This is a genomic window from Halococcus salifodinae DSM 8989 (assembly GCF_000336935.1).
In the GTDB taxonomy this organism is placed as follows: Archaea; Halobacteriota; Halobacteria; order Halobacteriales; family Halococcaceae; genus Halococcus; species Halococcus salifodinae.
The window spans coordinates 87,504-101,383 of record NZ_AOME01000051.1 but is presented as its reverse complement, the minus strand read 5'-3'; the positions used below and the strand labels follow the sequence as shown (position 1 = coordinate 101,383).

The following is a 13,880-nucleotide window of genomic DNA, read 5'->3' as shown; positions in this document are numbered from 1 at the left end:
TATCGTGGAACTCGTGTGAGGAGTCAAATAACTCTTCGAAGTCGGATACAGTACGTTGCAGCGGGTTGTACTGAGAGTTCTGAACGTCCCACGATGCGGAACACTTAGGTGAATCGCGTGATACACTCTCTCGCATGGCGACAGATGGTGAAACGATCGGTGCGGTCGGACGGACGCTCGACGTCCTAGAGTTGCTTCGCGAACACGGGGCGGCGACGCTGTCCACCGTTGCGACCGAACTCGACGTGAGCAAGAGTACGGCTCACCGACACCTCCGGACCCTGGAGGACAGGGAATACGTGGTCGAGCGTGACGACGGGTTCCACCTCGGGCTCCGATTCCTCGACTTCGGCGAGTTCACTCGACGGTGCCAACCCGAGTATCGACTCGCGAAGGAGAAGGTGGTCGAGCTCGCCGACGAAGTCGACGAACGGGTCCAGTTCATGGTCGAGGAACACGGGCGAGCCGTCTACGTCCACCAGCACTCGGGTCGTCACGCGGTCGAGGCCAACACCCACCCCGGCAAGCGCGTCCCGATCCACGCGAGTGCGGCCGGGCTCGCGATCCTCTCGGAGGTTCCATCGGCGGCCATCGATCGGATCGCCGATCGTCGTGGGCTCGCGTCCGTCACACCGAAGACACTCTCGACGCGCGAGGCCTTAGATCGCGAGCTCCGGGCGACCCGCGAGCGGGGGTACAGCATCAACGATCAAGGGATCATCGAGGGGCTCCGCGCCGTCGGTGCGCCGGTGACGGGTCCCGAAGGGGGAGTGATCGGCGGACTGAGCATCTCCGGCCCGATACACCGGATGGAGGGCGAGCGACTCGAAGAGCAGATTCCCTCGCTCCTGCTCGGTGCGACCAACGAGCTCGAACTCAACATCGCCTACCAGTGACCGGGGACGACGCTGCACGATCCACGGCACGGATTTTTATAGGAGGGGCGAGAACCAGAAGAGCGTATGCTAGACGGGTACGAGATGCACGACCTGACCCAGCCGTGGTGTGAGCACACGCCAGCGTGGCCGACCTACGACAACCCGAAGGTGTGGTACGAGAAAAGCCTCGACACCGAGAAGGTCAACGGCCAGAAGATCGAGTTCATGAATCACACAGGAACTCATCTCGACGGCGAGAAACATTTCGTCGCGAGCGGCCGAGACATCGAGAGCATGCCGCTCGACGAACTCGTCGGCGAGGCGGTCATCGCCGATATCTCCGACGAAGTCGGGGACTACGACGTCTACACCAGCGAGATGATTGAAGACGCCGTCGACGTTCGGGAGGGCGACATCCTCTTCATCCACACCGGGTATCAACAGCACGCGTGGCACCGCGAGGACGCCGACCCGCACAAGTTCTTCTGCAAACATCCCGGCCCCAACCAGGAGTTCGCCGAGTGGTGTGCGGAGAAGGAACTCAACTACCTGATCCTCGACTGTGGGAGCGCCGACCACCCGATGAACACCGTCGTCCGGGACGTCCGTCCGGAGCTCGCCGACGAGGCGGCAGACCATCTCGGCGTCGGCGATCTCGACGAGATCTTCCCGCCGGAGGGCTACCAGCTGATGCATACTGAACTGTTCCCCGAGGGGATCGTCCACGTCGAGAACGCTCAAGTCCCCGAAGAGCTCTTGAACGAACGGGTGCAGATCGGGACGTTCCCGTGGCGATTCCGCGGCGGCGAGTCGAGCGTCTGTCGGTGCGTCGCGTTCACCGAAGCCTGAGCGGCTCCCGCCCCGATGACAGGGGAGGGGTGCTGGCAGGCAACACTTTTCACACCCCGGTGCGCCAAGTAATTGCATGGACGCTTCCGGGTACGTACTGGAGGGTGTGTCCGTCCTCGATCTGTCGACGTTCGTGACCGGTGGGTTCTGCTCGCTGATGCTCGCGAACCAGGGTGCGGACGTGGTGAAGATCGAACGGCCCGGCGCTGGCGACGACATCCGCCACTCCGGACCGCCGTTCGTCGACGGCGAGTCGCCGTACTACTGGACGGTCAACTACGACAAGCGGAGCGTCGAACTCGACCTGAAATCCGATGCGGGCCGCGAGGCGCTGTACGATCTCGCGCGCGAAGCCGACGTGTTCATCCAGAACTACCGGCCCGGGACCGCCGAACGGCTCGGCGTCGACTACGACCGGATCGCGGCCGAAAACGACGAGATCGTCTACTGTGCCATCTCGGCGTTCGGCCAGACCGGGCCGTGGCGGCAGCGACCGGGCTATGACCTGCTGGTCCAGGGGCTCAGCGGGATCATGGACGTCACCGGCGATCCCGACGGCCGACCCGCGAAGGTCGGACTACCGATGACCGATCTCGTTACCGGGATGTGGGCCGCCTTCGGGATCGTCACCGCGCTCTACCGCCGTACAGCCACCAGTGAGGGCGAGTATATCGATCTCGGGATGTTGGACGCGACTCTGCCGTGGCTCACCAAACAGGCCGGGAAGGTGTTCGCTGGCGAGGAGCCACAGCGGATGGGAACGAAGGATCCGGTGTTGGCACCGTATCAGACCTTCCGGACCGCCGACGGCCACATCAACGTCGCCTGCCTCAACGGGAAACTCTGGCGAGCGTTCTGTGGAGCGATCGATCGCGAGGATCTCGCCGAGGACGAGCGGTTCGCGACCAACGCCGATCGAGTCGAGTCGATGAACGATCTCGAGGCCGAGATCGAGCGGACGCTGACGGACCGGCCGACCGACGAGTGGCTGGATCTGTTCGTCGATTCGGGTATCCCCGCAGCCCCGGTTCAGGGCGTCGAAGACGCGCTCTACAACGAACAGACCGCCGAACGCGACGTCGTGGGCACAGTCACCGGCAATGATGGCCACGAGGTTCCCGTCATCGAACACCCGCTCAACTTCCGACACGCGACGAGCGGCTTCCGATCGCCACCGCCACGCCTCGGCGAGCACACTCGCGAGATACTCCGGGAGGCCGGCTACGACGAGTCGGCCATCGACCGGCTGTTCGAGCGTGGCGTCGTCGGTAATGAGGCCGACACGTCTGAGTGAGTCGGGACCGCCGACCATCTCCCGCCGATCGCCTCTTCTCGATGGCTCCGACCGACCGTCCGAACCACCGAAATCGGAAGGGAACTGCTACCGCGGAAAGCTTTAACACGGTATCGACCATCATCCACGTCATGGTCGATCATGAGTGCTGATACGCCTGAGGACGCCGTGGGTCGACCGACGCGAGAGGTCTCACTCACGGTGAACGGCGAGACAGTCGAAGCCGAAGTCGAGCCCCGGCTGAAGCTCTCGGACTTCCTCCGGAATCACTGCGGTCTCCGCGGGGTCCGGGTCGGCTGCGAACACGGTGTCTGTGGGGCGTGTACAGTGAGTTTCGACGGCGATATCGTGAAGAGCTGCCTCGTCTACGCGGTCCAGGCCGACGGTCGCGAGATCGGGACCGTCGAAGGACTCGCCGAGGGCGGCGATCTCGGCCCGGTTCAACGGGCGTTTCACGAGGAGCACGCGCTCCAGTGTGGCTTCTGCACGAGCGGGTTCGTGATGGCGACTCGCGACCTCCTCGAACGGAACCCCGATCCGTCAGACGAAGCCATTCGAAAGGGGCTCGCGGACAACATCTGTCGGTGTACAGGCTACCAGAACATCTACGACGCAGTCCATCGGGCCGCCGACGAGATGGACACGAACGGCGGACAGCGTTCGGCGACGAACGTGGACGCCGACACCGACGCGGAGGTGGACTGATGTCGGGGGCCGAAACCGGTCCCGAGTCCGCTCCGGAGCCGGGTGCCGACGCGGGCACGGACGGGCGCTCGGAATCGTTCACCGGATCGGGACTCGAACGCGTCGAGGACCACCGCATACTCACCGGCGAGGCCGAGTACGTCCACGACATCACGCCCGAGGGCTGTCTCCATATGGCACTCCTCCGGACGACCCACCCCCATGCCGAAATCGAATCGATCGACACGAGCGCCGCCGAGGATCACCCCGACTGCGAACTCGTGCTGACCGGCGCGGATCTCCAGGAAGAATATTATCCGATGCCCTGTGGTCTCCCCGGGTTCGAGGAGTGGTCGCTCGCGGTCGATCGGGTGCGGTTCGTCGGCGAACCCGTCGCAGCGGTCGTCGCCACCGATCGGTACGCCGCCGAAGACGTCGTGGACGAAATCGACGTCGAGTACGAGACACTCGATCCCGTGGTCGATCCCCGTGACGCGCTCGACGACGAGACGATCATTCACGAGGACGTTGGTACCAACGTCCCCGACGGCGAGGAGTTCGTCTTCGGCGACGTCGACGCGGCGTTCGCCGACGCCGACCGCGTGATCGAGCGCGAGTACTCGTGGGGCCGGATCTCGGGCGTCCCTCTCGAAACCGGGGGCGTCGTCGCGGAGTACGACACCGAGGACGACGCCTTTTCGATCGACTGCAACATCCAACTCCACACGCTGGTCGACGACACGGTGTACGAGACGCTGGGCTATCCCCCTGAGCGCGTCTCGCTCGACGTTCCCGCCGACGTCGGCGGGAGCTTCGGCACGAAGATCGCCATCCACCGGTACTGCTGTCTCGCAGCGATGGCGAGCCAGCAGCTCGACGGCACTCCTGTAAAATTCGTCGAAGATCGCGTCGAGAACCTCCAGGGCGGCGACATGCACTCCTCCGACCGCGAGTACGAGGTCCGGCTCGCGGTCGACGACGACGGCATCATTCAGGGACTCGACACGTGGTTCGTCGACGACTTCGGTGCGTGGCCCCACTATCCCGTGAACCAGGCGCTCAAACCGCTCTCGGTGCTCACCGACGCCTACGACATTTCCAATGTGCGGTACGACTACGACCTCGTGCTGACGAACAAGACCTCCCAGACGGCGTATCGGGGATTCGGCGTTCCGCCACACCTCTACGCCATCGAGATGATCGTCGACGAGGCCGCCCGCGAACTCGATCTCGATCCCGCCGAACTCCGCCGGATGAACTTCGTCACGCCGGATCAGATGCCTCACGAGATCGCCTCGCACAACATCTACGACTCGGGGGACTACCCGGCGGCGCTCGATCACCTCCGGGATCGCGTAGAAGAGCGAGAGGCCGTCGACGGCGGCCTTCTCGACTTCGACACGGTCGAGGCGCGCCGCGATGAGGGGAAGTATCGTGGGGTGAGCTACACCCTCCACATCGAACCTGGCGCGAGTGGGTCGGACTGGACCGACCGCCAACGCACCGATCGCGACGCCCTCGACGACCGGAACCGCGAGGATGTCGCCGAACTCCCCGAACACCTCCGTGCCGAGATTACCCGTGAAGGGGACGTGCGCGCGTTTCTGGCCACCGATTCGTCGGGCCAGGGCCACCAGACCATCGTCACCCAGCTGCTCGCCGACGAGCTCGAAGTGCTTCCGAGCACGATCGAAGTCGAGTATTTGGATAGCGTTGCAGCCCCCACCGAGTACGGCAGCGCTGCCTCCCGGATGGCGGTGATGCTCTCGGGGGCGGCCCAGGGGCTCGGTGCAACGATGAAAGAAAACCTCGAAACGCTCGCCGCCGAGGAGTGGGGCGTCGACGAGGACGCGGTCCAGTACCGCGATGGGGCCGTCGAGCGCCGCGACGGCGACGGCTCGCTCGATCTCGCGACTCTCGCCGAGATCGACGCGGCGGGTGGCCGTGGCAGCGACCGGCTCACGCGGGCGAGCTACGATTACGAGCATCCTGCCACCGTGCTCTCGGAGTTCGACGAGGCGCTCGCCGGCAAGTTCCCCGTGTATCCGACCGCGGCGTTCGCGGTCAACGCGCCGATCGTCGAGGTCGATACGCGAACGGGGGAGGTCGAGATCTTGAAATTCTACACGCTCCGGGACTGCGGGACCCAGCTGAACCCCGTCATCGTCGAGGGACAGGCCCACGGCGGCATCGCCCAGGGTATCGGGGCCGCCCTGATGGAGGAGTTCGGCTACGACGAATCGGGCCAGCCACAGGCGGTAACGTTTTTCGATTACCTCCTGCCGTCGATCAAGAACGTCCCGAACATCGACATGGACCACTCCGAAACTCCCTCGCCGTTCACCGCGACCGGCGCGAAAGGCACGGGCGAGGGCGGGATGATCGACGCCCCCGCGAGCATCGCGTCGTCGATCAATCGCGCGCTCGAACCGCTCGGTGTCGTCGCCGATCGGATCCCTGCGACGCCGAACCGGGTTCACGACTGGGTCCGCGACGCGCAGTCGAATAGCGAGCCGACAACTGCCGAATCCGAGGACGCCGCGAGTGCGGAGACCGATGGCGGTGAGCGCGCCGAAGGCGCGCGATCCTCGCCAGATCGGAGGTCTGGCGGTGGTGAGCAGGCCGAAGGCCTGCAAACGTCGGAAGACGAGTGAAACGAGTCTTCCGGAAGTGAGGCGAGTAGCGAGGGACGCTTTGCGTCCCTCGGACCGTGCGAACGGGCGCTTCGCGCCCGTGAGCAGATGAAGCGAGCGCGAACCTCGTCGGTCGAGAGAAGCGACCCGACGGCGGCGTTGACGACACTTCAAGTTGAAAACGGGACGGCTAACGAAAGACGGGACGGTTAGTGGTCGATTCGGTTGCGTTCGCGGCCTCGTGAGTCAGTTCTCGATCGAGGCTTCGGCCTCGGGTTTGGCTTCGAGCTTCGACTCGGCAGGAACGCCTTCGTCGGCTTTCGCTTCGAGATCCTCGAAGAAGTTGTTCACGATCCGGGCAGCAACGCTGCCGAGCGCGCGCTGGCCCATGCTGGCGATGAGTCCGGCGACGTTCGTGCGGGCCTCCCACGTGGCGGTCGTCCCGTCGCCATCCTCGACGAGGCACATCTCGGTGACGGCCTCGAAAGAGTTCCGGCTCGCGTCGCCACCGACCTCCATCTCGAGGATTGCGGGCGCGTCGGCGCGCGTGACGGTCATATCGACGTCGAACGTCGGCTTGACGCTGCCGACACCGACCGTGATGGTCGCCGACAGCTCGCCGGGCGATTCCATCGTGATCTCGTCACAGCCTGGCGCGCAGTCGGCGAGGATTGCGGGATCGGTGAAGTAGTTCCAGAGATCGTCACGCGGGTGATCCGAGGTGAACTCGCCGTCGAATTCCATCATGGTGTTGTGGTGTCCGTGGTGTCGACCGCACGTTCGTACGCCGTTTCGAGCGAGCGCCGGGTGTACTCGCCGGCCAACTCTTCTTTGTACTCGGCGTCGGCGTGCATCTCCTCGCCCGGTTCGGCGGCCTCACTCGCGGCGTCGGCGGCCGACGCGAGTGGTGCTTCGACGAGCGATTCACCCTCGACGGCCGCCTCGGCATCCTCGACGCGGAGCGGAACGTCGGCGGCGTTCGCGAGCGCGAGCCGTGCCTCCTCGACGACGGGTGCGTCCGCGTCGGGGTCGTCGATGCGGATGACCGCGGCCGCACTGATCGTCGGCCACGTCTGGGCCGCGGGTTTCTGTTCGAGGAATGCCATCCCCGTGCGTTCGGCCGGGAACGGCTCCCGATCGACGGAGACGCCGGTGATCAGCTCGTCCTCCGCGAGGTCGGAGAACATGTACGCGATGAAGTACTCCGACGCCGCGACGGTTCGCTCCCCGTCCGCGGACGCGACGTGGAGATCGCCGTCGAGCGCGGTGAGCACAGCGGGATAGTTCCCCGCAGGGTCGGCTTCGCCCACACTCCCGCCAAGCGTGCCGAGGTTGCGGACGCTCGGCCCGGCGATCTGTTCGGCCGCCGCCGGGAACATCGGCAGCGCGTCGGCGAGGGCGGCCGAGGTCTCGATGGTGCGGTGGCTCGTCAGCGCGCCGATCGTGACCCGTTCGGTGGCAACGTCGACGTAGTCGAGTTCGTCGACACCGTTGATGTCGACGATATGCTCCGGTGTCGCCAGGCGATTCGCCATCACGATCCCGAGCGACTGGTTGCCCGCCATCAACTCGGCGTCGTGTTCGTGCTCCGCGAGGAGGTCGGTCGCCTCCGTCACCGACGACGGCTGGTGGTACTGGAACGCGGCCGGTTTCATCCGCCGTCACCGCCCGTCGGCGATCGATCCGTTTCGTGTCGGTTGTTCGTGTGGCTCATACGAACACGGTTCTTCCGTAGCCCCACCGTGAGTATAAGTGTTGCCGTGAAACCCCGAACTGTCCGCCGCTGATCTCATCAGGTCCGTCGAACCGGCAGCTCGATTCGGGTCGGATGGTCGGCGCTGTGATGGACGGTGTTCGTCGCGACCTGGTACTCGCGGTCGCCGTAGAGCGGACCGCCGGTGTTGTGGTTCACGTCGAACCGGGGGAAGTTCGACGAGGAGATGTCGAGCCGGATCCGGTGGCCCGCAGCGAAGACGTTTGCGGTCGGGTACGGCTCCATCACGAACTCGTAGACCTCGCCGGGGTCGACGAAGTCCGGCTCGTCGCGGTAGCCCCGGTATCGCGCCCGACAGATCGAGTCCGCGAGGTTGAGCGCGAACCCGTTCGGGAACCCGTCGCTGGGTGGGTACTCCTCGATTAGCTTCGCAGTGAAGTCGGTGTCGGGGGCGTCGGTCTCTCCGTGGACCCGGACCCGGATCGGGCCGACGATCTCGACCGGCTCGTCGAGCGGGGGCGTGCGGAAGACGAGCACGTCGTCGCGGTGCTCCAGCGGGCCGTACGGTGGCTCCGCGCCGAAGGTGTCCTCGCGAGTGCGCTGATCGAACCCGCCCCGACCGGTGATGTCGTGGAGGTTGCGCTCGGCCAGCGGGTACTCGATCAGGTTCTCCTCGCGGGGTTCGTAGGTGATGTACGACGAACAGTTGCCGCCGAGGGTGGGGACGGGATCTTTGGGATCGAACTCGTAGCTCGTCGCGCCGCCATCGGAATCGGGTTCGGCGGTCGCAAGCGTTCCGTCGCCGTGGGCGTAGTAGGTGGTCTGTTCGACGTCGTTCGGAGGCCACTCATCGGCCGTCGACCACTCCCCGCCGTGGAACAGCCGGCCGTCGGTGGTCCGGCCGCCGTCGCCGGTCCCCATCCGGAAGAACTCCACCGTGGCCTGGTCGCTCCACGAGTCCTCGTCCTTGAGGTAGTGATCGAAGAAGCGCAGGCGGGTTTCCTGGTAGTCCCGAAGCGCGGCCTCGCCGAAGGCGAGTTCACCGGAGTAGGGTTTGTTCCACGACGGCAGCGGATACCCGTTCCAGCCGTGGGTCCACGGCCCCATCAGGAGGAACTGATCCGCGTCCTTCCGCTCCGCGAGCGCAGCGAAGTTGTCACAGGTCGCCTTGGTGTAGGAGTCGTACCACGCGCCCGCGTACACGGTGGGAACGTCGGCCATCCCGTCGTAGTGGCGCTCGAAGTCGATTCCGGGAGACTGCCAGAGTTCGTCGCTCGCCGCCCCCTGCGTCATGATGTCGAACGCCCACTCCTCGTAGTTCGGGATGTGTCGCAGCGGGGACTGACCCTGCTGGATCGGCCCGTCAGCGAGCACGTCCCGAACGTCGACGTTCGCGAGGAGCGCCTGAACATCCGAGTTCTCCAGGGCGCGCTTCGCGAACCCGCCGCCGAGGGTGAGCGCCCAGCAGAGCCACCGGAGTTCGAACGCGCCGTTGTGTCGGAAGGTCGCCTCTCTCCCATTGGCGGCCCCCTGGTTCACGAACATCGCTTCGAGGTGGGGTGGATCCTGGGTCGCGATCGCGCTCTGGACCCATGCTCCATACGAAGTGCCGATCGTGCCGACCTGACCGTCACAGTAGGGGCGGTCGGCGAGCCATTCCACCGTATCGTAGCCGTCCTCTGGTTCGTCGACGAAGATGTAGTACTCGCCCTCACTGTCGAACCGGCCACGACAGTCCTGGATCGCGACGACGTAGCCGCGTTCGGCGTACCACTCGCCGTGGCGCTCCATCCGCCCCCGCTTTCCGTACGGCGTCCGGTCGAGCAGCGCTGGTTTCGGATCGTCGATCGGTTCGTTCGTGTCCGGATCCGCCGGCCGATAGATGTCGGTCGCGAGTTCGATTCCGTCACGCGTCTCGACGGGAACGTTCAGTTCGGCGGAGACTCCGTACTCCGATTGACTGCCCATACTGACTTCCTCTCACAATGGTACCAAGTAACTTGCGTCCGGCCGGATACGCCATCGCCACCGAAGGTCCACCGACGAGTCGACGGACGACGATCGAGAGTGCGGATTGCGTTCTCCCCGGCGGTCGTGACGACAACCCATAGATTTATGTCTTCATTCGACAACGATGCGCAAGGAGAGTACGACATGACATACCACAGCCGATGCCCGTACTGGAGGCGGTCATGAGCGGAGACACCAGCACCGAGAAAGCGGGGGCACACGAGAGCAGCATGGTCGAGTACGGGATCGACGACAAGCCGCCGCTCGGCCAGTCGGCGCTGCTCGGCGTCCAGCACTGGCTGACGATGATCGGGTCGACGATCGCGATCCCGCTCGTGCTCGCGGGGGCGATCGGGTTCGACGCCGCACAGACCGCCCAGCTCGTGGCGACGTTCTTCGTGGTTTCGGGGGTCGCGACGCTCGCGCAGGCCACGATCGGGAACCGCTACCCGATCGTCCAGGGCGGGACGTTCTCGATGCTGGGACCCGCACTCGCGATCGTCGCGGTGCTCGCGACGGGCGACGCCGCCCCGACGACGATGATCCGCGAGCTCCAGGGAGCGGTCATCGTCGCCGGTCTCGTCGAGGTCGCGATCGGCTATCTCGGGATCTTCGGCCGACTCAAGCGGTACGTCGGCCCGCTCGTGATCGCGGTGGTGATCGCGCTGATCGGGCTCGCGCTCCTCACTGTCCCGCAGATCACCAGCCCGACGAACAACTGGTATCTCGTCGGATTGACGCTCGCGCTCATCGTGCTGTTCTCGCAGTACCTCGACGGCTACTCCCGAATCTTCAAACTGTTTCCCGTTCTGTTGGGACTCGGCGGAGCGTACCTGTTCGCCGTCGTCCTCTCGGTCACCGGGCTCGTCCCCGGTCTCGTGGATCTGAGTCCGGTCGCGAACGCGCCCCCGCTCCGCGCGATCACCCCGTTTCAGTGGGGGCTCCCGCTGTTTACGACCTCCTTCATCGCGGGGATGATCGCCGGGATGCTCGCCTCGGCCATCGAGAGCTTCGGGGACTATCACTCGGTCGCCCGGATGGCTGGTGAGGGCGCACCCAACGCGCGGCGGGTCAATCACGGGCTCGGTATGGAGGGGCTCGGCAACATCTTTGCGGGCATCATGGGAACCGGCAACGGCTCGACCTCCTACACCGAGAACATCGGTGCGATCGGGATCACGGGGGTGGCCTCGCGGTACGTCGTCCAGGTCGGCGCGGTCGTGATGATCGTCGTCGGGTTCGTCGGCTACTTCGGGGCGCTGGTGACGACGATCCCGAGCGCGATCGTCGGGGGGCTGTTCCTCGCGATGTTCGCCCAGATCGTCGGAGTCGGCCTCTCACAGCTCCAGTACGTCGATCTCAACCAGAACCGGAACGTGTTCGTGCTCGGCTTCGGCCTGTTCGCCGGGCTGTCGATCCCGGAGTACGTCACCAACGTCCAGAACGCCTCGGACATCTCGCTCGAAGCTGGCCTCGCGAGCGTCCCCGTCTTCGGTGCAGTGCTCGGCCTTCCCACGGTCGCCCAGACGCTCGGGATCATCCTCGGCACGCCGATCGCCGTCGGCGGTATCGCCGCGTTCGTGCTCGACAACACGATCCCTGGCACCGCCGAGGAACGCGGCCTGACCGCGTGGGAGGAGATCACCGAAGACGACGACGCGTTCACGCCGTATCACGCACGATTCTTCGGCGGGGAGTCGAGAGAACCCGACGTCGCCAACGACTGATCGGCGATACGAAGCCTCACTTTTCGTGCCTCCATCCACGACTGACCCCCGTAACTCGGAAGTGATCGTGCCGCCACGCACCCGCATGAACGACCGCGACGGCTCGGACGGCACGACGATCACCCGAATGGGACTCCGGCGCGGCGGCTGGATCGGCTACAATCAAGAAGGCGTCTACGTCGATCGGGACGACGAGACGAAGATCAAGATCGAACACGCGAACGTGACGCAGGTCGGTCTCAAGAGTGCCGAGTGGGACCTCGTGGTCATGAGTCTGCTCCTCGTCGGCCTCGGCGTCTTCGTCGGCGTAACACGGAACCCCCTCGTCGGGGTCGGGTTCGCTGTCGTCGGGCTGGCGAGCCTCTACTGGAGCTATCGGAAGCGCCACGAACTCGTCATCCACGTCGCGAACGAACGGAAACCGATCGCGGTCTATCCCATCCATCCCACGGAGTGTCACGAGACGCTCGCCGACCGCGTTCGGACGAGTACCGAGGACTGACCGCTCCTGACTGCGCCAGCACCGAGTCGACACCGACCCGCCCCCGATAGTTAAGTTCTCGCACGCCGAGGGAAGAACGACGATGACACGAGCAGACTTGCGCGTGGTCGACGCACGAGTGGTGACGCCGAGCGGCACGATGCCAGGCGGCGTCGCGGCCGCCGACGGTCGGATCGTCGCGGTGGGAACCGAAGCGAACCTCCCCGATGCCGATCGAGAGATCGACGCCGACGGCAACTACCTCATCCCGGGATTCATCGATCCGCACGTCCACTGGGGACTCTCGCGCTACGAGTTCGAGGACTATCACGCAGGTCTCGAACACGACTTCGAAACCGAGACCCGGGGTGCGGTCCACGGCGGGGTCACCACGGTCGTGAACTTCTTGCTCCAGCGCGAGCCGTACCTCCCCGACATGGAGTTCTTCCGCGAGGTCGGGCGCGAGAACTCCTACATCGACTTCGCGTACCACGCGATCGTCCATCAGGATCACCACGTCGAAGAGATCGAGGGGCTGGTCGACGAGGGGATCCGGTCGTTCAAGGTGTTCTTCAACTGGTACAAGCACGCGAGTCCCGAGCTCGGGATCGATCACTCCGACGCCGGGCGGGTGTACCAGGTGCTCGATACGGTTTCGGACGTCAATGGGGGAGTGGTGATGTTCCACGCCGAAAACGAGGACCTCGCCTACGAGCGCCGCCAGGAACTCCAGGACGAGGGACGCAACGACCTCGAAGCGTGGACGGAGGCCTCGCCGAACGTCGCCGAGGCGATGCAGATAGAGCAGATCGGGCGGCTCACGGAGTACACCGACTCCCGGGCGTACATCGTCCATATGAGCACCGCCGAAGGAGTCGACGTCTGCGAGCGATTTCAGGATCGGGGCGTCAACCTCCACGCCGAGACCTTGCCCGCCTTCCTCGCCCACACCAACGACGAGGATCTGGGGGTCTGGGGCAAGATCTCGCCGCCACTCCGGAAAGAACGGAGCAAGAAGCGGCTCTGGGAGGGGCTCCGGACCGGCGTGGTCGACTATCTCGGTACCGACCACTGCCCGCACAAGATCGAGTTCAAGGAGAAAGGCGAAGGGAAGTACGGCGACATGTGGGACGCGATCCCCGGCGACAACAACGGAATCGAGTACTTCCTGCCGGTGATGATGAGCGAGGGCGTCAACGAGAACCGGCTCAGTATGGAGCGGGTAGTGGAAGTCTGCGCGGAAAACAACGCCAAGCGCTGGGGACTCTACCCGCGAAAGGGCGCGCTCGTCGAGGGCGCGGACGCCGACATGGTGATCGTCGACCTCGAAAAAAGTCGTGTCGTCGACGACGAGTTCTACCACACGATGGAACCAGGCTACTCCACCTTCCACGGCGACGAACTCACCGGCCTACCGACCCACACCATCGTCGCCGGCGAGGTCGTCGTCGAGAACGACGAACTCCAGGTCGAGCCAGGCGACCGCGAGTACCTCCCCCGGGGCGAGAGCGGCGTTCCGATGCAGAGTCCCGAATAGATCGTCCTTGGAGCACGAAGAGATATAATTGTCTACTGTTCTACTTTTCTTCGAGAGACATAGGCCGCCCCCC

Annotated in this window: 11 protein-coding genes; 8 read left to right on the top strand and 3 right to left on the bottom strand. The window is 65.0% G+C overall.

Annotated elements, in window-relative coordinates:
* The first annotated feature begins 134 nt into the window (after window positions 1-134).
* The 5 genes from C450_RS07770 to C450_RS07750 all read left to right on the top strand — a co-directional run bounded on the left by C450_RS07770 (window position 135) and on the right by C450_RS07750 (window position 6,359).
* Window positions 135-896 carry an IclR family transcriptional regulator gene (locus tag C450_RS07770; protein WP_005042325.1) on the top strand — a complete coding sequence of 254 codons (762 nt, stop codon included), beginning with the start codon at window positions 135-137 and terminating at the stop codon, window positions 894-896.
* Window positions 897-962: 66 nt separating this feature from the next.
* Window positions 963-1,727, top strand: coding sequence for a cyclase family protein (locus C450_RS07765; RefSeq protein ID WP_005042323.1), 765 nt, complete (start codon window positions 963-965; stop codon window positions 1,725-1,727).
* A 76-nt stretch (window positions 1,728-1,803) separates the two neighbouring features.
* Complete coding sequence (locus tag C450_RS07760; protein ID WP_005042320.1) at window positions 1,804-3,021, top strand: CaiB/BaiF CoA transferase family protein; 1,218 nt, start codon at window positions 1,804-1,806, stop codon at window positions 3,019-3,021.
* A 141-nt stretch (window positions 3,022-3,162) separates the two neighbouring features.
* Complete coding sequence (locus C450_RS07755; RefSeq protein ID WP_005042317.1) at window positions 3,163-3,726, top strand: (2Fe-2S)-binding protein; 564 nt, start codon at window positions 3,163-3,165, stop codon at window positions 3,724-3,726.
* The gene (locus tag C450_RS07750) at window positions 3,726-6,359 is read left to right on the top strand and encodes a xanthine dehydrogenase family protein molybdopterin-binding subunit (protein WP_005042315.1); all 2,634 of its coding nucleotides are present in this window, start codon (window positions 3,726-3,728) and stop codon (window positions 6,357-6,359) included. The genes C450_RS07755 and C450_RS07750 overlap by 1 nt, the downstream gene beginning before the upstream one ends.
* Window positions 6,360-6,584: 225 nt before the next feature.
* On the opposite strand, the gene C450_RS07745 is transcribed toward C450_RS07750, so the two are convergent.
* From C450_RS07745 to C450_RS07735, 3 genes are all read right to left on the bottom strand, one after another.
* A complete protein-coding gene (locus tag C450_RS07745; protein ID WP_005042314.1) occupies window positions 6,585-7,085 on the bottom strand; it encodes a CoxG family protein in 501 nt (166 codons plus the stop codon).
* Window positions 7,082-7,993 (bottom strand): FAD binding domain-containing protein, encoded by a 912-nt coding sequence (locus C450_RS07740; RefSeq protein ID WP_005042311.1) that lies wholly within the window; start codon window positions 7,991-7,993, stop codon window positions 7,082-7,084. Before C450_RS07740 ends, C450_RS07745 begins: the two co-directional genes overlap by 4 nt.
* Before the next feature lie 137 nt (window positions 7,994-8,130).
* Window positions 8,131-10,020, bottom strand: coding sequence for a CocE/NonD family hydrolase (locus tag C450_RS07735; protein WP_005042308.1), 1,890 nt, complete (start codon window positions 10,018-10,020; stop codon window positions 8,131-8,133).
* Window positions 10,021-10,244: 224 nt separating this feature from the next.
* Here C450_RS07735 and C450_RS07730 point away from each other — a divergent pair, with 224 nt between their 5' ends.
* From C450_RS07730 to C450_RS07720, 3 genes are all read left to right on the top strand, one after another.
* The gene (locus C450_RS07730) at window positions 10,245-11,789 is read left to right on the top strand and encodes a uracil-xanthine permease family protein (RefSeq protein WP_241430289.1); all 1,545 of its coding nucleotides are present in this window, start codon (window positions 10,245-10,247) and stop codon (window positions 11,787-11,789) included.
* Between the two features lie 85 nt (window positions 11,790-11,874).
* On the top strand, window positions 11,875-12,291 hold the full coding sequence (locus C450_RS07725) for a hypothetical protein (RefSeq protein ID WP_005042303.1): 417 nt from the start codon (window positions 11,875-11,877) through the stop codon (window positions 12,289-12,291).
* An 82-nt stretch (window positions 12,292-12,373) separates the two neighbouring features.
* On the top strand, window positions 12,374-13,807 hold the full coding sequence (locus C450_RS07720) for a dihydroorotase (RefSeq protein WP_049909946.1): 1,434 nt from the start codon (window positions 12,374-12,376) through the stop codon (window positions 13,805-13,807).
* Window positions 13,808-13,880: the final 73 nt, after the last annotated feature.